Raw genomic sequence first — 26,132 nt, 5'->3', positions numbered from 1 at the left:
GGGCGTTTATTTAAAGCGTTGCAGCATTAAAGCATCAGGACGGGTATATCCGCTCAATTTGGACGGGACCGTCTTTACATGCCAACCGGTTTGACCTCCTCCGCGGGCGGCGCGTGGCCGCTCGCGCGCTCCTTGCTGATTGCCGTCCCTTTATTATCAGAGCCGCGCGTCCGCAGCTTCCACTTCATCGAGGTATAGGCGGAGAAGCCGAGCATTGTCGCAACCAGGAAACCCCCGCCGGCGTAGAAGGCGATCGTCAAGCCGAACCACTGGCCGAGCACCCCGAACATCGCGGGACTTAGAATTTGCGAGAAGCGGTTCATAATCAGCCGCAGCCCCATGATTTTGCCGCGGTCGGAATCCTTCGTATCGTTAACCACAATCATAATGCTGACAGGCAGATTGATGCCTACCGCACCGCCCATTACGAGAACTAATATAATCACTCCCGCGATATGAAAACCGGCAAGCGGCGTAAACACGACACAGACAGCAGCGGTCAGACCGGCGATCAGCAGAATCCGCTCCATATGCGTCCTGGCCATCAGCCAGCCGAGACCGTAGCGCGACAGCATGCCAGCCAGTCCATTGATTGAAATAATGATAGAAATCAGCAGGGTCGTGTAGCCCAGCTCATTCAGATAAATCGGCATAAAACTCATATACAGCGACTGAATGTACATAATGAGAAACGTTCCGATCAGTCCGAACTGGACGGAGCGGATTTTGGTCAAATGGAAGCCGCTCGCATAGCTGTCGGCGATGCCTTTTATCTTGAGCAGCTCTTTGGGGTGCGCGGCTCCGTCATAGGACGTATTCCGGTAACCTCTGGCTGCGGCCATCAGCACAATGAAGAAGAGAAGAGAGGCGGCGCAGGCCACCCCGAAGGAAAACTTGTAGCCGAACAGGGCATTGGCGAAGAGGGAAGTCAGTCCGCCGCCGATAAGCGGACCCAGCATCCCGCCGCCCGACATCCACATGGAGTATTTCTTGATGCTCTCGTTCCGCTCTGTTTTCTCCCCCTCCGATACCAGCACCTGAAAGGAGGAAGCCATGATGATGACGCATGCGCCCATGAAAATCTGCGACAGGCTCAGCATCCACAAGCCCGTAGCCATCATATTGATGAATAGCGATAAAATGAGCAGCACGCTGCCGTATTTGAGCATCTGGATGGGTCCGATGGAATCGATGAGCTGGCCGATCGGCATAGCGATGAAGATGGGAAGCAGCGACCGCAGCGTCACCATGAAGCCGATCGCTGCGGTCGAGGCGCCAATTTCCTGCGCATAAAGCGTAAAGAACGGCTGCGCCATTCCCGTAATCGTGAAGAAGAGTCCCCCGCCATAGATGCCGAATTTCCGGTAAAACTCAGGAGACAGCATGGCAGGCGACCTCCCGGCGCTGCATATGTCCTTTCAGCTTCGGCTTGGCCGAGGTGCACACATCGGTCGCATGCGGACACCGGGAGCTGAAGGCGCATCCCGACGGCGGATTGGCGGGACTTGGCAGCTCCCCTTTGAGCAGCTCGATGCTTCTGGCTCCTTCAATTTCCGGATCGGGGACCGGCACGGCGGCAAGCAGCGCCTGCGTATACGGATGCGCCGGGCTGACGAATATCTCCTCCGCCGGGCCGTATTCCACAATCTCGCCCAGATACATCACCGCAATCGTATCGGAAATATAGCGGACGGTGGACAGATCATGTGAAATAAATACGAAGCTCAGGCCCAGTTCTTCCTTCAAATCGCACAGAAGGTTGATGATCTGTGCGCGCACGGACACGTCGAGCGCCGAGGTCGGTTCATCGGCCACCACGACGGAAGGGTTCAGCGAGAGCGCCCTGGCGACGCCGACACGCTGGCGCTGCCCGCCGCTCAGCTGGTTCGGGTATCTGTCGAGATAAGACGGGTCCAGCCCTACCTTCAGAATCAGTTCCCTTACCCGCTGCTTCCGCTCCTCGCGTGTGCCGATCTTGCGGACATGCAGCGGTTCGGCAATAATATCCGCGATTTTCATCTTCGGATTGAAGGAAGAATACGGATCCTGAAACACGATCTGGATACTGCCGTTCCTGTCGATCCGGCCGCTTGTCGGTTCATCCAGCTGCAGCAGCATGCGGGCGGTCGTGCTTTTGCCGCAGCCGCTTTCCCCCACGATCCCGATGGTCTCGCCGCGCTGCAGCTTGAAGCTGATGCCGTTGACGGCCCGGATTTCCGAATCCTTCTTCCACGGCAGCATCGAGGTTTTGGTGAAATGCTTATGCAAGTCGGTAATTTCCAGCACAACATCGGAAGCAGCTGCAGAAGCTGTATCGCCTGGGGCTGCTTCGACGGTCATAGCTCCGCTGACGGGTTCCGCTTCGCCGCGAATGACAGCATTCATGGATCCGGAATCTGCAGCAGCCGCTGCCGTCGGTGCAGCCGCCTTATCGGCAGGCGCAGGCTTCTCCCCCCTGCTGAGCATGGCGGTGATGCTCTCATATCCTTCGGTCATAAGCCCTTCCTCCAGCCAGCAGGCTGCTGTCTGCTGGCCCTGACGGGGCATCAATTCCGGCGCATCCAGGTAACAGCGCTCCGACGCGGCGGGGCAGCGCTCCTTGTAGGAGCAGCCCTTGACAGGAAGCTTCATATCCGGCGGAAAGCCCTGGATTTGGAGAAGCCGCCTCCGCTTCTCGCCGCTGATGCTCGGAATGGTCATCAGCAGGCTTTGGGTATACGGATGCCTGGGCGAGCTGAAGATTTCGCCGACCGTGCCGAATTCGACGATTTTGCCCGCATACATGACCGCGACCTTCTGAGCAAACCGGGCGACAAGTCCAAGATCATGCGTAATAAACATCATCGCGCTGCCGGTCGTTTCCGTCAGCGTCTTCAGCAGCTCGACGATTTGCGCCTGGATCGTCACGTCCAGCGCCGTTGTCGGCTCATCGGCCAATATCAGCTTCGGATTGCAGGAGAGCGCCATCGCAATCATGATCCGCTGCCGCATGCCGCCGCTCATTTCAAACGGATAGGAGGAAATCCGTTTGGCCGCATCGGGGATTCCCACCCGGCTCAGAAGATCCACCGCATGGCTGCGCGCTTCTTTGGGTCCAAGCTTCAGATGCATGCGGATGGGCATCATCATCTGGTCTTCAATGCGCATGACAGGGTCCAGCGAGGACATCGGGTCCTGGAATACGGTTCCGATGGCGCTGCCTCTAAGCTTGTTGAGCTCCGGCTCGCCTAAGCCGACGAGCTCCCTGCCATCCAGCTGCACGCTGCCGGACACAAGCTTGCCGGGATAGGAGATGAGTTGAATGAGCGACATGGCCATTGCGCTTTTGCCGGAGCCGCTTTCGCCAACGATCGCCAGCCGTTCTCCGCGCTGAAGCTCGAAGCTGACGCCGTTGACCGCTTTCACGACGCCGGAGTTGGTGAAGAAATGGGTGTGCAGGTCGCGGACCTGCAGCAAGGGCTGAGAAGGTGAAGCCGTAATGTCGCTTGGGCGGTTTAGCGTACCCGCTGCTGCCCCGTTATTCATGGCTGTCAGCTCCTTTTACATGGTTGAAGTCATCGCAGCATACCGAATGTAAACAGCTACTTGCGGGCTCTTGGATCAAGCGCTTCGCGAATGCCGTCGGACAGGAAGTGAAGGGAAATGGCGATTAGCAGAATAACGACTCCAGGCAGCGTGGAAATCCACCATGCCTGCTGCAGATACATCTGGCCATCCTTGATTATGTTGCCCAGCGACGGCTCGGGGGGCAGAATACCCAGACCCAGGAAGCTCAGGCTCGCTTCGATCAGAATGGCGTTGGCGGCGGCAATACTGGCGGCGACGAGCAGCGGAGCGATGGTGTTGGGCACAATATGCTTGGCCATCAGCCACAGCTGGGGAGCCTGCACCGTTCGGGCGGCGTCGATGAAGGTCCGGGATTTCAGACTCAGCACGAGCGACCGCTGCAGCCGGATAAAGCGCGGCACGTCGGCCAGCGCAATCGCACAGATGACCGGCACCGTTCCCGCGCCAAGTATCGCAACCAGGCCGATTGCGAGCAGCAGCGACGGGAACGCCAGGAAAATATCGACGACTCCCATAATGATGCGGTCGGCAGCTTTTCCGAAAAATCCGGAAATGGTGCCAAGCACAATGCCGAACACCAGAGCGATCAGCGCGACCGTGAAGCCGACAAGCAGCGATACCTGGATGCCGGACAGCGTACGGCTGAGGACATCGCGGCCCAGCTTGTCGGTGCCGAATGGATGATCCAGCGATGGAGGGTTCAGGCTTACCCGGATATTGCTCACAAGCGGCGCAGGCAGCGGAAGCACCGGCGCCAGAAAGGTCAACAGCAGAATGGGCAGCAGGATGATCATCGCCCATTTGGCATTTTTGTTGACATAGAGAAAGCGCAAATAAGGGAGCTGGATCCGGGTTCGCGGCGGTGCCGCTGCAACCGGCTGCCGGGCCGCACTGACTACAGCATCTTGTTCCACGTTTCATCACTCCTAACGTTTACTTCACGGGGTACTTTTTTCGTTTCATTGTGGCTCAAGCCGGCTTTAGAACTGGACGCGCGGATCAACCTTTTTGTAGACCATATCCGTAATGAAATTGATGGCGACAAAGACGAACGCGTAGAATAAAATGACATTTTGCACAAGCGGGTAATCGCGGCTGTTGATGCCGTAAACCAGCAGTGTGCCGATGCCCGGAATGGAGAAAATAAATTCAACGATGACGGTGCCGTTAAGCAGATTGCCGAAGCTCAGTCCGACGACGGTAATGATCGGGAGCATGGCGTTCTTGAGCGCATGGCGGAACACGACCACAATCTCGGACATTCCAAGCGAACGCGCGGTACGGACATAGTCCTCGTTCAGCACTTCAAGCACAGCTGTCCGCGTGATGCGCGCAAGCGTCGCGACCTGGGAAATGGCCAGCACGATAACGGGCAGCGCAATGCGCCTCAGCATAAGCGCCGGATCGTCGAAGGAAACCGCTCCGCTTGCCGGAAGCAGCCCCAGATTAAGAGACAGGAACAGCATCAAGAGAAGAGCCGTCCAGAAGGCCGGCATCAGATCGACGATCATCGCCGTCCAGGTGATGGCGTTATCGAGCGTTTTCCTGCCTTTGTTCGCCAGAAATGCAGCCAGCGTTCCAAGCGGTATGGCCAGCACAACCGCAAGCAGTACCGTCAGTCCCGCAACCATAAGCGTAATTGGCAGCGCCTTGAACATGAGACCCGCAATCGGCAAGGATGTGGTAATCGTGCTGCCAAAGTCGAAGCGGACCACACTGAGAAGATAATCCGTGTACTGCTGCCAGAGGGGGGCGTCAAGCCCCAGCCTCTGGCGGAATTCTTCAAGCGCGGCGCCGGACAGGTTATCGCCGGCCATCGCCGCCGCAGGATCGCCCGGGATCATGCGGATGGCGAAGAATACAAGCGTTACGACGCCAAACATGGTGACAACCAGCTGCAAAATCCGTTTCATCGTATAGCTCAGCATCGCGTTTCACCTCCACTATCGTGCTTTATCAAAAATGGAGTTGCCCGTTATTTGATATCAACGCCGTAGAAATTGACCTGCGCCAGCTTGTTGATGACAATGCCCTCAATGTTCGCCTTGCTCGGCCAATAGACATTGCTTGCGTATGTCGGCAGGTAGGGCAGGTCGTTCATAACAATCTGCTGCACCTCTTCATACAGCTTCAGCCGTTTCGCCGAATCCGTCTCGGCACGGGCAGCTTCAAGCTTCTGCGTCAGCTCGGGATTGTTGTAACGGGCGCCGTTCAGCCCCTTGGGAGCAATATTGTCGGGATGCAGGTAGCTGAACAAAATCGTGTCCGGGTTCACCGCTGGCAGCAGCCGTCCGGATACATCGAAATCCCCGCTGTTGCGCTTCTCGTTGTAGGTCGGCGTGTCGACCAGATCAAATTCCAGATTGATGCCGACGGCCTTGAGGTATTCCTGCTCCAGCTGCATCTGCTCGGTAACCCCTGTCGCCGAAGTGCCGTCCTGCTTGATCGTAAAGCCGTCCGGGTAACCGGCTTCCGCCAGCAGCTGCTTGGCTTTCTCCGGGTCATAGCTGTACTGCGTCGCGTTCTCGCTGTAGCCCTCCATCCAGTCCAGCAGGATGCTCTTGGCTCCCTTCTGCAGCCGGGGGGATACGCCTTCAGAGATAGCATCGAAGTCAACAGCATAGGCCCAGGCCTGACGGACCTTCAGGTTGGACAGTATGGGATTGTCCAGATTGAAGACTTTCAATGAAACCGCATAATTGTCCACATGATTCAATTTGAAGCCGGCTTTCTCCAGAATATCCAGATTCTCCTCGCGGTTGGCGCGCATAATAACATCGATCTCGCCGTTCTGAAGCGCGATGTTGGCTGTCGCTTCATCCTTGATGATGCTGAAGATAATTTTCTGAATCGGCGCCGGGCCCTGATAATAGCCTTCATGGCGGACGAGGATGATTTCCGAGCTTGGATCGATTTTCTCCACTTCGAACGGCCCGGTTCCGACCGGATTCCATTTGACCTGATCGCCGAATTTCTCGATGGCTTCCTTCTTCACGATCTGTCCCTGATGATAGTTCGCCACCTGATGCAGGAAGTTGCCGTCCGGCGTTTTGAGCTTGATCACCACGGTGTATTTATCAGGCGCTTCGATGCTGTCCACGTTATTGAACTCGGCAGCGTATGGCGAAGCGGTGGCCGGATCGAGAATCCGGTTGTACGAATACAGCACGTCGGCGGAGGTGAATTCCCCATAGTCCTTCTGCCACTGCACACCCTGCCGCAGCTTGAAGGTCCAGACTTGGTTGCCTTCGGTCTCCCACGATTCCGCGAGATCCGGTATGATTTCCCCGGTATCGGACGCGTAGCTGGTCAGCCCGCTGAAAATATTAAAGGCGATGTTCTCGTTCTCGATGCGGAAAATATTGGCCGGATCAAATCCCGCGGGATCATCGTAGAACCGGACCTTGAGCACCTTGGGCTGACCGGCCGCCGCCGAGGCGGTATCGGCATTCCCGCTTGCTTCATTCCCCGCAGCGGCGGCATCGGCGGGCGGCGCATTGTCCGCAGATGGATTTGCGCTGTTGGAGCAAGCAGATAACAGAAGTACAAAAGCAATCCAAATGCCGAGATTCAGCTTCCATTGTCTTTTCATATGGTTTCTCCCCCTGTGATCATACATTTACCGGCAGCAGCGTTATCCTTTTTTACGCTACGCGTGGATTTTCTGTTTGTTGGCCGCTCCGATGCCGTTAAAATACGCCTTGGCATCTTCCAGGAACACGACATCGGCATATTTGTTATGCATATCGTACAGGTTCATATAATGGGAGGACTCCGTCCGGTCGAAAACGCATTCCGAGACGACGCCCATCCGGAACCGCTGGGTCGCTCCGTCGACGACGGATGCGCGGACGCAGCCGCTCGTGGTTTCCCCTGCCACAATAACCGTATCGATGCCGAGGCTGATCAGCTGAAAGGTTAGCGGCGTGCCGTGGAATGCGCTCGGCGCAGCTTTTTCGATCACAAGCTCATTATCCAGAGGCTTCACCTCGTCGACGATTTGCGTGCCCCGATGCCGCATTTCCGGCGACATCTCCACCTGCTTGCGTCTTCTCCTGCCCCAGTGGTTCACTCCGCTGTGCAGTCCTTTGACATGAATGACCGGAATGCCGTTCTCGCGGGCCACCGCCAGCAGCTCAGCCGTTTTATCGACCGCCTCCCAGCCTTCCAGCCCCGTACTGCTTGGCCACATCTGCATGGATTCGAAGATCGGCTCCCGCTTGAGGCCCAGCACACTGTAGTAAATATCGATCAGTACCAGAGCGGGCTTGCTTCCGAAGCCATACAGCTCCTTCTTGCCCCACAGCTTATCGTGTTCCTTGTCCCGCTCGCTTAAATACGGTTCCCATCCATACATGTCCATGACCTCCTGAAATTTGATTTACGTTTCATGCTCTGCACTTGGTTTTGATTAATGGTCATCATTTGGCACCTAAACCGTTACCTTGGCGCCCACCTTGCGGAAGTAGTCTCTGACGGAATCCAGCATCACGACATCGGCATATTTCTGATTCAGGTCGTACAGATTCATCCAGTGGGAGGCTTCCGTCCGGTCGAACACACACTCCTCTACGACGCCCATCCGGAACCGGTGCGTTGCGCCATCCACGACGGAGGCTCTGACGCAGCCGCTGGTCGTTTCGCCGCAGCAGATGACCGTATCGATGCCGAGGCTGATTAACTGAAACAGGAGAGGCGTGCCCTGAAATGCGCTCGGAGCCGTTTTCTCAATGACCAGCTCGCCGCTGGCCGGCTTTACCTCGTCGACAATCTCGAATCCAATGCTGCGCTGCTCCTCCGTTTGGGCGGATGGACGGGATTTGCGGTGAATCCACGGGGTGATGCCGCTCTGCATCCCTTTCACATGGATGACCGGTATTCCGGCCTCCCGGGCTACAGCTGCAAGCTCCGCGGTTTTGTCCACGGCGGCCCAGCCTTCCAGCCCTGTGCTGCCCGGCCAGGAGCTCATCGATTCAAAGATCGGTTCTCTCTTCGTTCCCAGCACGCTGTAATAAATGTCGATCAGCAGCAGCGCCGGTTTCTCCCCGAAGCCAGCCGGTTCCTTCTTGCCTGTCAGCTGATTGTGCTGCTTGTCACGCTCCGAAAAATACTTTTCCCACCCTTTTGAATTCATTCCTACTCCTCCTCTTGATTTAGACGGCTATCCTCATCAAACATTTTGCGTTATAAAATCTAACTCGAAACTAACTTCTTTCTTATTCGTTCTTGTGATGACCTCATCATACAGTTGATTATTGGAGGGGTAAATAATCGGTTTTGAATGGTTTTATTCATAAAACGAATGATAGCGGATACATGAACGAATTTTCTGACTATTATACATTGAATTCCATTGTTAATATGTTGTAATTTTGTTAGACTTGCGTTAAGAATACTAACAATAAAATACAGGAGGAATCTGGGATCATGAACTTGGAGCAAATCTCAACGTTTCTGACAGTCTATCAAAGCGGAAGCTACAAGAAGGCAGCGGAATTGTTGTATCTGCCTCAACCGACTGTTTCCCACCGGATCAACCAGTTGGAGAAGGAGCTGGGCAAATCGCTGCTCATTCGAGGCAAAGGCAAGGTCAGGCTGACAGAGGAAGGCAAGGCATTCCTGCCTTACGCGCGGCGTATTCTGGGGACGTTGAAGGAAGGACAGGAAGCCGTGGAACGGGTTGGCGAAGGATTGAAGGGCAAGCTGTCCATCGGCTGCAACAATTCCTTCGCCGCTTATATTTTGCCCGATGTGATGGAATCCTTCAGCAAGGATTATCCCCATGTATCCATCAAGGTGTACACCTATGCCTCCAGCGAGCTGGTCCGGCTAATGAAAAACCAGCATTTTCAGCTGGGCATCACCCGTTACACGAGTAATGACAGCAACTTGACGTACCGCCCGGTCCTGAGCGAGAAGGCGATGCTGTTCGTGTCGCCGGAGCACCGGTTTGCCAAGCGCAAGTCGGTTACGCTGGAGGAGATCCTGCAGGAGCCGATACTGACTTACCCGAAGGAAACCCAGTACCGCAACATGATCGATGTGACGCTGAACCAGTTCAATCTGACTTATCAGGCGAAGCTGGAAACAAACAACCTTCAGCTCATCAAGCATTTTCTCAAACGCAATGCAGGCGTGTTTCTGTCCGGCAGCGCCTATATGCTGCAGGAGATTAACGACAAGGAGCTGGTCCAGCTGGAAATTGAAGACAATCCTTTCCCGCTCAGCCAGGTGTTTGTCACCTACCGCGAGAATGAGCTTCACAGTCTGGATTATTTGTTCATCAAGCATTTCGAGGACCGGATCAACCGGAAGCCCCAGACAAACGCCGCTCTCGCGACTTTCCACAAGACAGGCGCAAGCTGAAGCTTGCCGTCAACGCTCCGGCGCCTGCCCCCGTGAAGCTATCCGCTCAATCGCATCAAGCTGCGCGCCTGACAGCCTGGTATCGGCATACTGAACAGCCTGCCGGATATGCTCCGGCCTGGATGCCCCCACAATCGCAGCCGCGACCCTCTTCCGGGCAAGAACCCATGCGAGCGCCAGCTGCGGCAGGCTCATATTCTCCAGTTCCGCATAGGCCTGCAGCTCTTCGACAATACGGAAATTCTCCGGCTCATCCAGCAGCCGCATGAGCGCACGATCCCCCGCCGCCGCTCTCGTTCCGGATGCAGCCTCCTGGCCCTGTTGGTATTTGCCGGTCAGGAGGCCACGGGCCAGCGGACTGTATACGATTGCGCCGACGCCTTCCGAGGCGCAGAACGGAAGAAGCTCCTCTTCGATACCGCGGCTGAGCAGGCTGTATGGCGGCTGAACAGAAATGAATCGATGCCAGCGATGCACGGCGCTGATGCCATGCGCTTTGGCTATTTGCCAGGCGGCATAATTGGAGCAGCCGATATAGCGCACCTTGCCCTGCGCGATCAAATCATGCAAGGCGCCCAATGTCTCTTCAAGCGGGGTATGCGGGTCAAAGCGGTGCACCTGGTACAAATCGATATAATCCGTCCGCAGCCGCCGAAGGCTTGCCTCAATGGCGCGAAAGATGTGAAACCGGCTCAGTCCCGCATCATTTACCCCTGTGCCGGTACGGCCGTTCACCTTCGTGGCGAGCAGGATCTGCGGTCTGCGGCCCTTCAATATGCGGCCTAAAATCGTCTCCGATTCCCCCGAATCAAGCGGGTTGCCGTTGTCCATCCCTTTGCCGTAAATATCCGCCGTATCGAATAGCGTAACACCCGCCTCGATCGCTTCATCCATTACCGCTTCGGATTCCTTCTCTCCGATCCAGCGACCGAAGGCCATGCACCCCAGCGAAATTTGCGACACGCGCAAGCCGCTGTTCCCAAGCTGCCGATGCTCCATTGCTGTTCCCGCCTCTCTATAGTCCCTAAAATACCCAAAGGGACGCACCCATCCTGCCCAAGGATGAAGCACGCCCCTTTCTTCAAGCTTACACTGCGAATCAGGCCGTAACGGTTTGTCCGCTCCTGCTGCCGATCGTATCGAAATATTGGGTAGCATAGCCAAGATCCACGACATCCGCATATTTCTGGTGCATATCATACAAATTCATATAATGTGAGGACTGCGTCCGGTCAAACACGCACTCTTCCACAACGCCCATCTTAAAGCGGTAGGTGGCACCATCTACGACCGAAGCTCTTACGCAGCCGCTTGTCGTCTCGCCGCAGGCGATAACCGTATCGATGCCGAGGCTGACCAGCTGAAACAGCAGAGGCGTTCCGTGAAAGGCGCTTGCGGCCGCCTTCTCGATGACAAGCTCTCCCGGCAGCGGCTTGACCTCTTCGACGATCTCCCGTCCCTTGATCATCATCTCCTCCGTCAGCCTGGAGAAATCGCGGCGCTTCTTGCCGCCCCGCGACCAGGTGTTGACGCCGGTATGCAGACCCTTCACATGAATGACGGGAATGCCGTTCTTGCGCGCCGATGCGAGCAGCGTGACCGTCCGGTCCACCGCTTCCCAGCCTTCGAGGCCCGTGCTCATCGGCCATGTCTGTACGGACTCCATAATCGGCAGCCGCTGAAAGCCAAGCACGCTGTAATAGATGTCGATCAGCACCAATGCCGGCGTCTCGCCAAATCCGGCGAGCTCTTTCTTGCCGAGAAGCTCATCATGTGCTTTGTCCTGCTCGGTCATAAAATCGTACCAACTTAACTTGGTCATTACGCATCCCTCCGAGTCATTTAGTTTCAGCTTTATCGTAATCGACTGGAAAAAGCGTGTAAATGTGCGGATTTGAATGTGGTTTGCGGTTTTTTGAATGAAAGCGAATTCATATTCGTTATGTCAGCTGATTAAATAACATAGAGCTCAAGCCGAATCCGGCTTGAGCTCTTGTTTTTGCGTCAAATAATCCCTAGCCGGCTCTTACCTAAAGGCATCGGTCCGGCCATCATTATACAGCAGCATGCGCGCGCACCGGGAGTGATGCGCGCTCGCGAATGCCGGCTATTTTCCCTACAACGAAGACGTGCGCAGCTCCAGCTCCGGCAATGGATCCGGCTCCTTGTTCATATTTGCATGAATATAGAACATGAGCAGCGCGGCAATGGAAGCGATGGTGCCGATCAGGAACACCGGAACGATTCCCCATAAATCGAACGCATGGCCGAACATCAGCGGACCGACCATACGCCCCAGATTGGCAAAGCCTCCGGCCAAGCCCATATAGAACGGCGCGTAAGCTCCCGTCCGCTCCGAGAAGAAGGTCGGGATGGTGGGCAGCAGCATCATTTCCCCCAAAGTGGCCAGAATCATGCCGACGACCAGATAAATATAGTATTCGTGGAAGACGAGTACAAACGAGAAAGCCGACACGGTAAATATGGCGCTGATGACCATCTGCCTCACGATATCCGGGGCAGCATGCTTCTTGATCCAGCTGGTGAGCGGCTGACCCACCAGGATGACGACGCCGTTGATCGTCCAGAGCAGGCTGTAATACTTCAGATCCAGCCCTTTCTGGTCGATATAAGGAGCCACTCCGGTCGACCACTGGGTGAACGACAGCCAGAAGAACATCGACCCGAAGGCCAGAAACAAATAGATCCGGAAATTTTTGAGCAGCTTTATCCGATCCATCTCAATCGGGCCGGAAGCGCCGCGCGATCTCCGCCCGGGCTTACCGCCATCTCCCGCATCGGCAAGCAGGTCAGCCGGAGCGCTTTCTTTCATAAAGAAGAACAGAAACACAGCGAACAGAAACGTCGTGCCTCCCGTCAGCATGTAGGTGAAGGAGAAGGAAATCGAAGCAATCAGCCCGCCGACCATCGCGCCGATCGATAAGCCGAAATTATTGCACACGTACATGACATTATAGAGCTTGCGCCGATGCTCCTTCCACCGGAACCCTACATAGGCGTTCATGGAGGGCATGGAGATCCCGTTGGATATGCCAAGCAGGCAGACAAGCACCATATAGAGAGGCCAGTTATGCGTAAAGGCAATGGTAAACAAGGCTGCGGAGGAAACGGTGAAGGCTGCCGTGATCAGCGTTTTGGGCCCGACGCGGTAATACAAATTGCCGCCAATAAATTCTCCGACTACACTTGCCAGCGCCTGATACAGCAGGATCAAACCCGCTTCCCCGTACGACTTGCCCATGACATTATGCACGTACAGGGTGGTGAGCGGCCACATAATGGCCTTTCCGGTCGAATTGACGAAGCTTGCCATCAGGAAGAACAAGGCATCTCTCGGGAATGTCCGCAGGACGGACAAGGATTGAAACATTAGCAGATTAGGCTTCATGTTGGACCACCATTTTTAGAATTTAAGGTTATTTTCACCCCGTATTAAGCGTTGATTTTCTTCGGGTCCATGGCATCGCGGATGCCGTCGCCTATGAAATTGATCGAGAGCACCGAAATCACAATAATCACGCCCGGCGGAATCCACAGCCAGGGCTGGCTCTGCAGGGCCGTGATGGATTGGGCGGCATTGAGCATATTGCCCCAGCTCGCAGTGGGAGGCTGAACCCCCATGCCCAGGAAGCTCAGCGAGGATTCGGACAAAATGGCTGCTGCCGCGCCAAACGTCGCATTGACCAGAATCGGCCCCATCGCATTCGGAAGAATATGACCGAAGATAAGCCGCGGCGTGTTCAGCCCCAGCGCAACGCCGGCCTTGACGAATTCCGTCTGCCGCAAGGAGAGCACACTGCCCCTGACAAGCCTCGCTACAGCCGGCCAACCAAGCAAAGCGAGTACAATAATAATATTGGATAAGCCCGTACCCAGGACCGTAACCAGCACCAATATGACCATCAGGCTGGGGAAAGACATAAACACATCGATGATCCGGTTGATCACCATATCCACCCATCCGCCCACATAGCCGGCAATGGCACCGATAATAATCCCGACCACCATATAGATGGCAACGGTAACTACACCCACTGTCAGAGATACCCGCGTCGCATAAATGAGACGGCTGAGCACATCGCGTCCTACCTGATCCGTTCCGAGCAAGTGTGCTGCGGATGGAGCGGCAGAGAAAGCATTGCCGATTATATTGGGATCATGAGGCGCGATCCAGGGAGCGAAGATGCCGATCAGAATCAACAGGGCGAATACGACAAGCCCGGCTACAGCCATTTTATGCCGGACGAACCGCCTGGCAATCAGCTTCATATAACTGTCGGACTTATACACGACCGGCTCGGGCTTCAGAAAGGCGAGCAGAGAATCCGGCGCGTTCATTTCTTTTTGCAGCTCAGGCGTCATTTTGTTTTCCTCCCTTCGCGTGAGAATTAATCGTATTTGATTCGCGGATCTACGACCGCATACATTACATCCGACCATAGATTGGCGGTAAGCACCGTCAGAGCCGCAAGCATATTAACCCCCATCAGCAGCGGGAAATCGCGGGAGAAAATCGCCTGGATGGTCAGCTGTCCCATTCCATTCCATTGAAAAATGCTTTCTGTAATCACGGCGCCGCCGATCAGGATCGGAATATCCAGTCCTGCGATCGTAATGACGGGGATGAGCGCATTCTTGAGCGCATGCTTGTTAACAACCTTAAATGCGCTGACTCCCTTGGCCCTTGCCGTCCGGAGATAATCCTGCCCCAGCACCTCCATGACGCTTGAGCGGACATACCTCACCATCCCCCCGGCTATGCCGGTTCCAAGCGTGACCGTCGGGAGAATCAGATGCTTGAGCGAATCCCAGAAGCCGCCCGTTCCGCCCATCGTATTCATCCCTCCGGTCGGCAGCACGCCAAGCTGTACGCCGAATACATAAATCAGGCCAAGCCCCAGGAAGAAGCTCGGAATCGATACGCCCATGAAGGAACCGGCGGACATGAGATAATCAAACTTCGTATTCTGCTTGACCGCGCAGTAGATTCCAATCGGAATGGCGATCAAATAACCGAACAGGATGGATGTTCCCATCAAAATCAGCGTCGGCAGAAGACGCTCGGCGATCATCTGGGTGACCGGCTGAAACGAGCTGAAGGAATGTCCGAGATCCCCGTGGACCAGCAGCCACAGCCATTTGACATAACGCAGCATAAAAGGATCATTCAGTCCGAGCGCCGCCCGGCGGATCTCCTTATCCGCTTCCGATACATCCGGATTGACATACATGTCGACGGGGTCTCCGGGCGCCATATTAATGAGGACAAAATTCAGGAAGGTAACACCAAGCAGTACCGGAATCGAGATCAGCAGCCGGCGGATGATATAATTAACCATGGGCAACAGCTGCAATCCGGACGGCAGCATCATCCATTAGCGGATAGTGGCAGGCGACAAGCTCCTGTTGTCCTGTCAAAGCGGGCTCCTGCTCTCTGCACTGCTGCGTAGCCATCGGGCAGCGGGTGTGGAAGCTGCAGCCGCTTGGCGGGGAGGCCGGACTTGGCACATCTCCCTCCAGAACGATGCGCGGCTTGTTTCTTGAATGCGGGTCAGGCACGGGATAGGCATCCAGCAGCGCTCTCGTATAGGGATGCTTAGGCGCGTTAAATATCATGTCCGTCGGGGCAAGCTCGACGATTTTCCCCAAATACATCACGGCAATCCGGTCGCTCATATATTTGACCGCTCCCAGTCCATGGCCGATAAACAGGTACGTGAGATGGAACTGCTTCTGCAGGTCCTTCAGCAGATTCAGAATTTGCGCCTGAATGGACACATCAAGCGCGGACACCGGCTCGTCGCATACGATCAGCTTCGGCTTCAGTCCCACAGCCCTTGCGATGCCGATGCGCTGACGCTGGCCGCCGGAGAATTCATGCGGGTATTTGCCCAGGCTCTGGGCCGACAATCCCACAACCTCCATAAGCTCGGCCGCCTGGCGCACGGCGCCCGATTCACTGAGGCCAAGCAGCAATTTCATCGGCTCGGTCATCAGATCCACAATCCGTTTGCGCGGGTTCAAGGATGAATAGGGATCCTGAAAGATCATTTGAATGTCCGTGCGCAGACTGCGCATTTGCGACATGCTCATGGGCGCCAGATTTTGCCCCTGATAGAGAACGCGGCCCTCCGTCAATTCCTCCAGCTTGATGATGCTCCGCCCAAGGGTCGATTTGCCGCAGCCCGACTCCCCGACAAGCCCTACGGTTTCACCGGGATAGATATTCAGATCGATGCCGTCCACCGCTTTGATCTGGCCAACCGTCCTTGAGAACACGCCCTTCTTGATGGGGTAATATTTCCTCACGCCCTCGAGCTTCAAAAGAGGCTCTGACAAAGCCATTTCCGGTCTTATCGTCGTCAGCATCGCAATTCCCCTTTTCCCGTTAAAGTTGTACGACCTGCTTGAAGTCGTGATGCGTCTTCTTCCCGTTTGCGAACCAACAGCGTACCTTATGTCCTTCCCTCACCTCGACAAGAGGCGGGGCCTCCCCGCATTTCTCGGCTGCCATCGGGCATCTCGCCTGATAACGGCAGCCGGCCGGCATGTCGCGCAGCGAAGGAACCGTTCCTGGTATGGAGCTCAGCTTCTCGTCGCTTAACTCAATATGCGGAATGGAGCCCATCAATCCAACGGTGTAGGGATGCTTGGGCCGGTCGAAAAGCTCGAATATATCCGCCTCCTCCACCACCTGGCCGGCATACATGACAATGACCCTGTCCGCCATCTCGGCAACGACTCCCAGATCATGCGTGATGAGCATAATGGAAGTGTTCGCGTCCTTGCGGATCGTGTTGATGAGCTCCAGAATCTGGGCCTGGATCGTAACGTCCAGGGCGGTTGTCGGCTCGTCGGCAATGAGCAGCTTTGGCCGGCAGGCCAGCGCGATGGCGATCATGACACGCTGCTTCATCCCGCCGGAGAGCGTATGGGGATACTGCCCCATCAACTCCTCCGCCCTTGCGAATCCCACCTTCTTCAGAAGCTCTACAGCCAGCTTCCTGGTTTCCTTGCGGTCAAGCCCCAGATGCAGCCGGATCGACTCCGTCAGCTGATTGCCGATCGTGTATACCGGATTCAGCGAAGACATCGGATCCTGGAAGATCATCGCAATATCCTTGCCGCGGATCGCTTCCAGCTCCTTCTCGGACAAAGCCGCAAGGTCCTGGCCCTGGAACATGACCGATCCGCTCTTGATGTAACCATTGCGTCCGAGCAGCTTCAGAATGGACAGCGAGGTCACGCTTTTGCCACAGCCGGATTCCCCTACGATTCCCAGAATTTCACCCTGCTCGAGGGAAAAGCTCACATCATCCACCGAGGTCACTTCCCCGTCCTCCGTGCGAAAGGCCGTTCGAAGCTGCCTGACTTCCAAGAGATTGCCCATTTGCCTCACCCTGTTTTCGTTATTGGTTTAACGGGACCATTCATTCACGTCATAATGCATGCCGTCCACGACGCCGCCCTTGCCTTGAACATCCTTAGACAGCGCCATGAGATTAAATTCCGAATAGATCGTGATAAGCGGCACTTCTTCCTGAATCAGATTTTGCAGCTCGGAGTACAGCTTGAAGCGCGTGTCTTTATCCGTCTCTTTCATCCCCAGATTGAACAGCTCATCCACCCGTGCATTCTTGAATCTCATATCGTTCAGAGCTGCTGTCGAGCGGTAGACGGTAGCGGGTCCATCCGGGTCCATGATGCTCCCGAAGCTGCTGAGCGTCAGATCGAATTCACCCTTGATCAGATAGGAAACTGTCGTCGGAAAATCATAATTGGTCTGTTTCACCTTAAGCCCGATTGCCTGCAGATTCTGCTGTATGATATTTCCCGCCATTTCGCGTGTACGGTCGCCGGTAGGCACAATCAGCTCGATCTGCTTCTTCATATCAAAGCCCGCTTCCGCCAGCAGCTGCTTCGCTTTCTCGGGATCATACCCGTAGCTCTTCACATTCTTGTCGTGATACGGATGGGAATTCGCGTACGGACCGTCCTGAAGCTCGCCGGCTTCCGGCATTAACTGGTCCACGATCATCTGGCGGTCGATTGCGTAAGCAAGCGCCTGTCGGACCTTCTTATCCGGGAAGCGCTCCGTATTGATCTCAATGGAGTTGTAGCGCCGCGTCTGTTCCTCGCTTGTTTTGAGGTTCGCGAAGGTCTTCACCGTCTTCCATTCCGCGGCCGGAATATTCCCGGTTCCCTGCGCGGCGTTCATATCCAGCTCGCCGGACTGAAGCTGGGCGACGATGTTCGCTGCCGGCATAATTTTGATGAACACCTTCTCGATTTTCGGCGCGCCTCTGTAGTAATCAGCATTGGCAGCCAGCTCGACATAAGCCTTATTCTCATATTTCACGAATTTATAAGCGCCCGATGTGACGTTCGGATTCCTCCAGAACGGATTCTGGTTCAGCTGGACCGGATCGACATTCTCCAATACATGCTTCGGAACGATTAACACATCGGAGAACCGCTCATAAATCAGATTAGGATCGACCGGACTCGCCGTCTTGATCTCCAGATGCTTGTCGTCAATGACCTTAACCGAGCTCAGCTTCTCTTGGCCTTCCGGCAGCATCCCCTTCTCATTAAGTCCATCCAATGCGAAGATTGCAGAACGCTGTGTCGTGATGGTAGCGGGATTGGCAATCAGATTCAATGTAAATTCAACGTCATAAGCCGTTACCGGCTTGCCGTCCGTCCAGTTCGCATTCGGATTAATCGCGATGCTGAAGGTCTGATCGTCCTTGGTGTCAAAGGATTCAGCCAGCATCATCTTGAAATCGAGCGGCCCGACGGTCTTGACCAGGGAATCGAAGAAGTAACGGTACGCGAACACCGCTCCGCTTGAGCCGCTGCCGTCCGAATCAATCGGGTTGAACATAAGCGGGGGATTGGTAATCCCGATATTCAATTGGTTTTTGACTGCGGCTGCTGTACCGCCGGCATTACCCGCGGCGGGCGCAGTTCCTTCAGTCTTACTGCCGCCTGAACTGCAACCGGTGACCAGCAATGCAGTCAATAGCGATAACACGGCCCATTGTTTATATAGTCTCCTCATCCATCTATCCCCTTTTGTGTGTGAACTGCCTCACCTGATCCGGAAGGCCCCCGCGAATACCCGAAGACGGATATGCGCGGGCTGCCAGGCTTTTCACCGGTCTTCTACACCGTAATCCCGCTTTGCAGTTCAGTCATGCTGTCCATGCGCCGCCTGACTGCCAGGAGGCTTACAAACTCAAACGCAATATTAGCTGCATTCAAGGCTGTAATCTGATTCGAATCCCTATCCGGCAGCACCTCCACCAGATCAAAGCCGATAAAGTCCAGACCAGCCAGACCCCGCAGCATCTGCTGCGCTTCATAGGTTGTGAATCCGCCGACCTCCGGCGTACCTGTACCCGGAGCATAGACAGGATCAAGGAAATCAATATCAAAGGTCAGGAACACCGGCCTGTCGCCAACACGCTGCTTAATTTTCTCGCACAGCTCCGGTATGCTGAGCTGCCGGACATCGTCGGTCGTCATTACCTCGAAGCCCATCTCTCTCGCATCGTCCAGCCCGCTTGCCTTGAAGGTGCTTCCCCGCATGCCCATCTGGATGGAATGCTGGGCATCAATTAATCCCTCGTCAACGGCGTAGCTGAATACCGCGCCATGCGACCACATCCGCTCAGGGAACTTGGAGCGTCCCGTATCGGAATGGGAGTCAAAGTGGACCAGACATACCGGACCATGCTTCTTCGCAGCCGCCCGCAGATGAGGCAAGGAGATCGAATGGTCGCCGCCGAGCATGATCGGCACAATGCCTTTTTCGAAGATAGGAGTCAGCTGTTCTTCTATAATTTGATAGGATTGTTCAATGTACCCCGGATACACCTTCAGGTCTCCATAGTCGATACCCGAGAGGTAATCGGAAATATTAATGTCATGAACGACCGATATCGGCCGGATCCGCTGCGACATGGTGCGGATCGAGGAAGGGCCGAAGCGGGCGCCTACTGCATAGCTCACGCCGGTGTCGAACGGCACGCCGATTACTGCAAAATCTACATTTTCCAAGGTCTGTATATGAGGCAAATGCATAAAAGTATGAATGCCGGCGAACAACGGTCTACCCATTTCAATTTGAGGACGATACAAGTGGATCCTCTCCCTTATGTTTTTTTGGATCATGCATGTGATTCGACTTTCGCTTGCTATAGGGCCGGGGCTTCCTCCTGAATCCCCGAAGCCCCCTCAAGGCGCCGTCTGACTGCCAGCAGACTGACAAACTCAAACGCAATATTAGCGGCATTAAGCGCCGTGACGCTGCTGGAATCACGGTCCGGCAGCACTTCCACCAAATCGAAGCCAATGAAGTTGATCCCTGCCAGACCCCGCAGCATTTGCTGCGCTTCATAGGTGGTGAACCCGCCAACCTCCGGCGTGCCCGTTCCCGGTGCATACACCGGATCGAGGAAGTCGATGTCGAAGGTGAGGAATACGGGCCGATCCCCAACCCGCTGCTTGACCTTCTCGCAGAGCTCCGGAATGCTGATGGCACGCACATCATCTGTCGTCATGACCTCGAAGCCCATCTTCCGGGCTTCATCCAGATTGCCTGCCCGATACGCCGTACCCCTCATCCCCATCTGAATGGAGTGCTCTGCATCGAGCAGCCCCTCGTCCACGGCATAGCTGAACACCGCGCCATGCGACCACATCCGTTCTGGCGTATCCGAGCGTCCCGTATCCGAGTGGGAGTCAAAATGAACCAGACATACCGGACCATGGGTGGCAGCGGCAGCTCTCAGATGGGGCAATGAAATCGAATGGTCGCCGCCAAGCAGGATCGGGACGATTCCCGCCTCGAAGACCGGCTTCAGCTGTTCTTCAATAATCGTGTAGGATTGTTCGATATAAGCCGGGTAGACCTTAAGATCCCCATAATCGATACCCGACAAATAGTCGGAGGTATTAATCTGATGATGCCTGGATATCGGCATAATCCGCTGCGACATGGTGCGTATGGCGGAAGGACCGAAGCGGGCGCCGACCGCATAGCTGACTCCCGTATCGAACGGCACGCCAATTACGGCATAATCCACATTCTCCAGCGTTTGAACATGCGGCAGGTGCATAAACGTATAAATCCCTGCGAACTGCGGCTTACCTGTACCAATCTCGATTTGCGGGCGGTACTTCATCCCCATCACTCCATCCTTGTTTTCGCAATATTCAGAAAGGTTACGATGCAGCCTCACCCTTCTGATGTTTCCGTGTGGAAGAAGCCTGCTTTAACAGTCAGAGGACCGTGTCAGCCGTTTCTTCTAATAAAAGACAAAAAGAGGCCCTTCTTTGAGAAGTGGCCTCTTTGCCTTTACAAATCCCCACCGGGTGGGAATTTGTGATATGCAGTTGTTTGATATGGCTAGTATAGGAGATTTTTTTGGTAATGTCAACATATTTAACATATAAATTACGCCGTTAATGGAATCAAACTTTCCCAGCTGCATAATATTACATCGATGTTGACATTCCTATAGAAAATGATCGATACTTAACACATATATAACTCGTTTATTATTATCCTATGCCCGAGGTGATGATTACGATGAAGACTAGAGTGTTGCATGTACATGATATCCCGACCCCCAAGTGCCGGGTTGATCAGAAATTGAAGGAACTGAATTACAGGGTATCCTCTATTGAAGCAAATGCGATGGATACATTAAAATCAACCCGGTTCGAATTCATGGTGCTCGACGTCCCGGCCTGCCGGCTCAAACAGTGGCTTTATGAGGCCAATAATCACTATAATGTGCCGCTTGTATGGTGGTGTGAGGAGAGGAAGCCTGCAACAGCCGTTCCCCATGACAAGATCGACGGGGTGCTCTGCTGCGGCATGAACGATAACGAGCTTCAATGGTCGCTGCTGGTCAGCATCAAAAACTACCAAAGGCGGCTTCATCTCGAGCGGGAATATTCCTTTCTGGCTACCAAGTTCGAGGAGCGCAAGGTGGTAGACAATGCCAAGATCATGCTTAGCACCATTAATAATATGAGCGAAACCAAGGCCTACGAGATGATGCGCACCCAAGCGATGGCGGAAAGAAGAAAGCTCGTGGATGTGGCCCAATCCGTTCTGGCAGGCGTTCAGGACAGCCGGCGTCCCATGGAACGGACACCCTCGCGAAGAAATGGCTAGCACCCCTATTAACCCGTTCAGGAGGGAGACCCTTTGCAGCTAATCGCAGAATCCCCATACTTGTCCAATTATGTAGAGGAAACAGAAGAAGTTGATTATCATCACCCTGAGATTGAACGGTTAGTCAGCAGATTGTTTGCAAACGGGGATGAGGATGAATACTCCCGGATCAGGACCGCTTATGAATTCGTGAGGGACGAAGTCTCGCATTCCTGGGATATCCAGAGCAGCCGCATCACCAGGAAGGCTTCGGAGGTATTGTTCCACCGGGAGGGCATCTGTTACGCAAAATCGAATCTGCTGGCCGCACTGCTCCGGCTGCAGGGGATTCCGGCAGGTTTCTGCTATCAGAAGCTGACGATTGGCGATACGCCGGAGACCGGGTACTGTATCCATGCTCTGAACGGCGTCTATCTTACTGCGCAGCAGCGATGGATTCGTCTGGACGCCCGCGGCAATAAGGCTGGCGTCCATGCTGCATTTTCCATTACGGAAGAAAAGCTGGCCTTCCCTGTCCGGGCGGAATATGGCGAGGAGGATTATCCGGTTCTGTTTGCAGCGCCCAACCGGAAAACGATGGACGCGCTGAGGAGAAATACGGATTGCTTGCGGATGTATCTTTATGATTTGCCGGTAGAGCTGTGATCGTCCCGGCGCCTCTTGGCCCATGAACCCATTGTTAATCCTATCAAGAATCTGCTAAATTAAAGAACGCTGCAATAAAGGAACGATGAACGTTTTGTACGCTTCTGCTTGTACCTTCAACTGCGGACGGACATGCCACATATGAATACTGTCAACATTGTCATTCCGGTGTTTACCAATCCTTGGAATACCGGATTTTTCCACGCTTAACAAGTCGAATACCTCCCGCTTTCTTTTATTCAGCAAGCTATGTTCCTTCAATGACCAGCCAACCCAATTGCAAACGTAAGTTCCGGCCGACATGGAATGAAGATCCGTTTCAATAACTTTGATGTAACTTCCCTTATTCTTGAGCTCTGAATATAACTTTAGCGCTTTATCGAGATTGCCGCATCTCAGGTTAAAAAGATTTTCAATGCGAACAACTCCTTCATACCCGGGAAGTGCCTGATACATAATTTCGCAAACTGCTTTCATTGTTTGATCGAGGGCAATCGTTCCTGTAACGGGGGAGCCGTCTTGGCAAAGCAAATTTGTCCATTCCTCTTCATCGGATAGCCGCGATCCGCCTGGATTCAACATAGTGAGCTTGATTTTCTTACCCGATCCATTCCCAAAGCGCAATTCTGCTGCCGTCCTGAAAATATGTTCGTTTACTTTGATAAACGTACCGGTCGCCTGAACGTGATTCATCGAACAACCTCCTCAAAACGCTAAAGCCTAAACTCTAACCAGTCTTAAATAAAGGGAATTCAAATGCGAACAGATTCTTTGCAGCTCCAGAAGGTTTATTGCCCGTTTAAAAGCAAAAAAGAAACATCCTAAGCATCTTTGCAGGTTGTTTCTTTCTCTCGCCAGATCAAATATTCATTTTCAACGACTTATCCTATCCACGGTTATTCATCAACTCCTGCCCTTCGCTCCATCAGCCCCGCTCCCGCCTGTACCGCCATCACTTTTCCCGGCTTCCGCCGCTTTCCCTTTGCCTTTGCCTTTCCCAAAAACCTTCACGGCGCTCTTCGCCTTGGCGCTCTTGTCCCATCGGGTCCAGCCCTTGCGGTCTGTCCCTCTGCCTGTTCCGCCTTTACCCTTAGCCATATGACCACTCCGATCTATTATCGTTCATCCCATTAATATGGCCCACATAAGTGGAGCCCCTTCGTCCAATTCGGGCATCCGGGGCTCAATCACTAATTGTTATCACTTCGCACCAGTAATGAAAACCAGTATAACCTACACCAACAGCTTCTAACAACAGCGCTGCTTATCAAATTTCGCCGATTCTATCGACGCAACGAGCCTCCCCCGCTTGACCAGCACCTTCAATTCGACAGCTCCATCCATATTTCCAGGAGCTCATCCAGCTGCGATTGCCTCTCTTCCCGCTCACGCCATCTCGCTTCAAGCAGGACAGCATCGCCTCTGTGATCGAAATGGTGCAGCTCTTCATCGGTACGGGCCAGCTCCGTCTCCATTGCAGCAATCTCAAGCTCCAGCTGCTCGCGTCTCCGCTCGACCGTCCGGGATGAGCCGCTGCTTGCTGCGACGGTTCCTGCTCCCGGCCGCTGCCGATCAGCGGATGCCGTCTTGGCTCCCTGCGTCTCTGCACGCGACGGTGCGCTCTCCTGAATATGCGGTTCCCCACGCTTTTCTTTAAAATCATCATAATTACCGAGATAAGCGGTAATCCTGCCCTGATGCAGCTCCCATACGCGCTTCGCCAGACGGTTAATAAAATAGCGGTCATGGGAAATGGCCAGCACCGTCCCCGGAAAATCCTCCAGCGCTTCCTCCAGCGCTTCACGTGATGCCACGTCAAGATGATTCGTCGGCTCATCCAGCAAAAGCAGGTTCGGCTTCCGCCTCACCAATAATGCCAGCCGCAGACGGGACCATTCACCGCCCGAGAGCATGTTCAGCGGCTTGAAGACGTCCGCGCCATAGAACAAATATTTTGCCAGCACATTCCGCGCCTCGCCTTCCTCCAGTGCGCCCTCCGTGCGAAAAAACTCCAGTACCGTCTGCTTGTTCTCTCCCAGCGGCTCCTGCTGAGCCAAATAACCGATCTCCACACGCGCTCCCCGCACGATCTCGCCTGCATCCGGCTCAGCTTCGCCCAAAAGCAGCTTGAACAGCGTCGTTTTCCCCGAACCGTTATCCCCAAGCAGTACGGCCTTCTCGCCGTAGAGGAGACTTCCCTCAGTACCATCCAAAATCAACCGATCTCCGAATTGCTTCACCACACCTTCGAATGTGATGACCTTACGGCCCGAACGATCAAGGGGAGACAGCTCGAAGTCTGCCGTTTTCCGCTCCAGAACGGGACGCTTTACCGCCTCCATCCGCTCCAATGCTTTTCGCATCGAGGCTGCCCGTTTGAAGAATTTCTCATTTCCGCCGATACGCCCCCATTCCTCAAGCTGGCGGATCGTCTCTTTCATCTTTTTCATCACCTTCTGCTGCTCTTGATACTGCGCGAACTGCTGCAGTAGCCTCTCTTCCTTCTCCTTCATATACCCGCTGTAGTTGGTGAGATACGTATGGGCTTCGCCGTCCTCCAGTTCGATCATTTTCGTGGCCACAGCATCAAGAAAATAACGGTCATGCGATACGATGACACATGCGCCGCCATAGCGCTGAAGGAACTGTTCCAGCCATTCGATGCCCTTGAGATCCAGGTGATTCGTCGGCTCATCCAACAGCAGCAGATCGGGATGGACAACCAGCTGGGATGCCAAAACAATCCGGGTCTTCTCCCCGCCTGACATACTGCCGAACCTTCGCCGGTCGTGGCTTCGATCGATTTGCAGGCCGCTCGCCACCTGATCAATGGCCGTATCCATTTCATAGCCGCCAGCCTGCTCGAACCGTTCTTGAAGCAGCGCATACATCTTGAGCAGCCGCTCCATCATTTCCGGATCGACAGCCGCTTCCGGGCTGGACATCTGCTGCTCCATCACCGACATTTCCTGCTTGGCGGCCGTGAGCTCCCGGTAGCCATAGGCCAGCACTTCATATACAGTCAGCTCCTCAAACTCGGCCGGAATTTGCGGCAAATAGCCGATTTGCATATCCTTCCGGATGGTCAGCATACCCTCATCTGCCTGCTCAAGGCCGGAAATTAACCGGAGCAGCGTGGATTTTCCGCTCCCGTTGCGGCCGATCAGACCGACTTTCTCGCCTTCATGGAGCTGCAGCGTGATCCCGTCCAGCACCAGGTTTGCCGCATGGTATTTCTTTATCTGTTGAACATTAACAATAATCATCATTAAGAGCCTCCTGTTGGATGAAGACCCCAGCTTGAATACACAAAAAGAGCCGCGGCAACAAGCCCGCGACC

The 26,132-nt window shown here is 54.5% G+C and carries 23 protein-coding genes; 3 read left to right on the top strand and 20 right to left on the bottom strand.

All coding sequences use genetic code 11. The features are described from left to right. Positions 1 to 74 precede the first annotated feature (74 nt). The 7 genes from AC0YNV_RS22015 to AC0YNV_RS21985 form a co-directional block, all read right to left on the bottom strand. Positions 75 to 1,385: an MFS transporter gene (locus AC0YNV_RS22015; RefSeq protein WP_475769925.1), complete on the bottom strand. Its 1,311-nt coding sequence runs from the start codon at positions 1,383 to 1,385 to the stop codon at positions 75 to 77. Further along, a complete protein-coding gene (locus AC0YNV_RS22010) occupies positions 1,372 to 3,525 on the bottom strand; it encodes a dipeptide ABC transporter ATP-binding protein (RefSeq protein ID WP_475769924.1) in 2,154 nt (717 codons plus the stop codon). The genes AC0YNV_RS22015 and AC0YNV_RS22010 overlap by 14 nt, the downstream gene beginning before the upstream one ends. Before the next feature lie 56 nt (positions 3,526 to 3,581). Continuing rightward, entirely contained in the window at positions 3,582 to 4,481 is a 900-nt protein-coding gene (locus AC0YNV_RS22005; protein WP_210044727.1) for an ABC transporter permease, read from the bottom strand. Between the two features lie 66 nt (positions 4,482 to 4,547). Continuing rightward, on the bottom strand, positions 4,548 to 5,495 hold the full coding sequence (locus tag AC0YNV_RS22000) for an ABC transporter permease (protein ID WP_210044728.1): 948 nt from the start codon (positions 5,493 to 5,495) through the stop codon (positions 4,548 to 4,550). Positions 5,496 to 5,542: 47 nt separating this feature from the next. Then, positions 5,543 to 7,159 carry an ABC transporter substrate-binding protein gene (locus AC0YNV_RS21995; protein WP_475769923.1) on the bottom strand — a complete coding sequence of 539 codons (1,617 nt, stop codon included), beginning with the start codon at positions 7,157 to 7,159 and terminating at the stop codon, positions 5,543 to 5,545. 57 nt (positions 7,160 to 7,216) lie between these two features. Then, complete coding sequence (locus tag AC0YNV_RS21990) at positions 7,217 to 7,924, bottom strand: isochorismatase family protein (protein WP_475769922.1); 708 nt, start codon at positions 7,922 to 7,924, stop codon at positions 7,217 to 7,219. 75 nt (positions 7,925 to 7,999) lie between these two features. After that, positions 8,000 to 8,701 (bottom strand): isochorismatase family protein, encoded by a 702-nt coding sequence (locus AC0YNV_RS21985; protein WP_475769921.1) that lies wholly within the window; start codon positions 8,699 to 8,701, stop codon positions 8,000 to 8,002. Between the two features lie 293 nt (positions 8,702 to 8,994). On the opposite strand from AC0YNV_RS21985, the gene AC0YNV_RS21980 reads away from it, so the two are divergent. Next, positions 8,995 to 9,933, top strand: a complete 939-nt coding sequence (locus AC0YNV_RS21980) for a LysR family transcriptional regulator (RefSeq protein ID WP_475769920.1) — start codon at positions 8,995 to 8,997, stop codon at positions 9,931 to 9,933. A gap of 9 nt (positions 9,934 to 9,942) precedes the next feature. Here the strand turns inward: AC0YNV_RS21980 and AC0YNV_RS21975 are convergent, their stop codons facing one another. The 10 genes from AC0YNV_RS21975 to speB (AC0YNV_RS21930) all read right to left on the bottom strand — a co-directional run bounded on the left by AC0YNV_RS21975 (position 9,943) and on the right by speB (AC0YNV_RS21930) (position 21,146). Next, positions 9,943 to 10,932 carry an aldo/keto reductase gene (locus tag AC0YNV_RS21975; RefSeq protein WP_475769919.1) on the bottom strand — a complete coding sequence of 330 codons (990 nt, stop codon included), beginning with the start codon at positions 10,930 to 10,932 and terminating at the stop codon, positions 9,943 to 9,945. 100 nt (positions 10,933 to 11,032) lie between these two features. Then, positions 11,033 to 11,755, bottom strand: coding sequence for an isochorismatase family protein (locus AC0YNV_RS21970; protein WP_475769918.1), 723 nt, complete (start codon positions 11,753 to 11,755; stop codon positions 11,033 to 11,035). Positions 11,756 to 12,049: 294 nt separating this feature from the next. Then, positions 12,050 to 13,342 (bottom strand): MFS transporter, encoded by a 1,293-nt coding sequence (locus AC0YNV_RS21965; protein ID WP_475769917.1) that lies wholly within the window; start codon positions 13,340 to 13,342, stop codon positions 12,050 to 12,052. A gap of 44 nt (positions 13,343 to 13,386) precedes the next feature. Then, a complete protein-coding gene (gene opp4C, locus AC0YNV_RS21960) occupies positions 13,387 to 14,316 on the bottom strand; it encodes an oligopeptide ABC transporter permease (protein ID WP_475769916.1) in 930 nt (309 codons plus the stop codon). Positions 14,317 to 14,342: 26 nt separating this feature from the next. After that, positions 14,343 to 15,293 carry an ABC transporter permease gene (locus AC0YNV_RS21955; RefSeq protein ID WP_475769915.1) on the bottom strand — a complete coding sequence of 317 codons (951 nt, stop codon included), beginning with the start codon at positions 15,291 to 15,293 and terminating at the stop codon, positions 14,343 to 14,345. Continuing rightward, positions 15,286 to 16,323: an ABC transporter ATP-binding protein gene (locus AC0YNV_RS21950; protein WP_475769914.1), complete on the bottom strand. Its 1,038-nt coding sequence runs from the start codon at positions 16,321 to 16,323 to the stop codon at positions 15,286 to 15,288. The genes AC0YNV_RS21955 and AC0YNV_RS21950 overlap by 8 nt, the downstream gene beginning before the upstream one ends. Positions 16,324 to 16,342: 19 nt before the next feature. Then, a complete protein-coding gene (locus tag AC0YNV_RS21945; protein ID WP_475769913.1) occupies positions 16,343 to 17,344 on the bottom strand; it encodes an ABC transporter ATP-binding protein in 1,002 nt (333 codons plus the stop codon). A gap of 27 nt (positions 17,345 to 17,371) precedes the next feature. Beyond that, entirely contained in the window at positions 17,372 to 19,018 is a 1,647-nt protein-coding gene (locus tag AC0YNV_RS21940; RefSeq protein ID WP_475769912.1) for an ABC transporter substrate-binding protein, read from the bottom strand. 104 nt (positions 19,019 to 19,122) lie between these two features. Continuing rightward, positions 19,123 to 20,100 (bottom strand): agmatinase, encoded by a 978-nt coding sequence (gene speB / locus AC0YNV_RS21935; protein WP_379114661.1) that lies wholly within the window; start codon positions 20,098 to 20,100, stop codon positions 19,123 to 19,125. Positions 20,101 to 20,156: 56 nt separating this feature from the next. Continuing rightward, positions 20,157 to 21,146, bottom strand: a complete 990-nt coding sequence (speB, locus tag AC0YNV_RS21930) for an agmatinase (RefSeq protein ID WP_475769911.1) — start codon at positions 21,144 to 21,146, stop codon at positions 20,157 to 20,159. A gap of 407 nt (positions 21,147 to 21,553) precedes the next feature. On the opposite strand from speB (AC0YNV_RS21930), the gene AC0YNV_RS21925 reads away from it, so the two are divergent. Together AC0YNV_RS21925 and AC0YNV_RS21920 are read left to right on the top strand one after the other, a co-directional pair. Further along, positions 21,554 to 22,147, top strand: a complete 594-nt coding sequence (locus tag AC0YNV_RS21925; RefSeq protein WP_210044740.1) for an ANTAR domain-containing response regulator — start codon at positions 21,554 to 21,556, stop codon at positions 22,145 to 22,147. A gap of 33 nt (positions 22,148 to 22,180) precedes the next feature. Then, positions 22,181 to 22,792 (top strand): transglutaminase-like domain-containing protein, encoded by a 612-nt coding sequence (locus AC0YNV_RS21920; protein ID WP_475769910.1) that lies wholly within the window; start codon positions 22,181 to 22,183, stop codon positions 22,790 to 22,792. 54 nt (positions 22,793 to 22,846) lie between these two features. Here the strand turns inward: AC0YNV_RS21920 and AC0YNV_RS21915 are convergent, their stop codons facing one another. The 3 genes from AC0YNV_RS21915 to abc-f form a co-directional block, all read right to left on the bottom strand. Continuing rightward, on the bottom strand, positions 22,847 to 23,485 hold the full coding sequence (locus AC0YNV_RS21915) for a hypothetical protein (protein ID WP_210044742.1): 639 nt from the start codon (positions 23,483 to 23,485) through the stop codon (positions 22,847 to 22,849). Positions 23,486 to 23,695: 210 nt separating this feature from the next. After that, the gene (locus tag AC0YNV_RS21910; protein ID WP_475769909.1) at positions 23,696 to 23,890 is read right to left on the bottom strand and encodes a DUF3934 family protein; all 195 of its coding nucleotides are present in this window, start codon (positions 23,888 to 23,890) and stop codon (positions 23,696 to 23,698) included. A 224-nt stretch (positions 23,891 to 24,114) separates the two neighbouring features. Further along, on the bottom strand, positions 24,115 to 26,058 hold the full coding sequence (abc-f, locus tag AC0YNV_RS21905) for a ribosomal protection-like ABC-F family protein (protein ID WP_475770047.1): 1,944 nt from the start codon (positions 26,056 to 26,058) through the stop codon (positions 24,115 to 24,117). Positions 26,059 to 26,132: the final 74 nt, after the last annotated feature.

It is taken from the genome of Paenibacillus sp. JT31N11 (genome assembly GCF_056269285.1).
The sequence above is the reverse complement of the archived record's forward strand: the minus strand, read 5'-3'. Positions and strand labels throughout refer to the sequence as shown.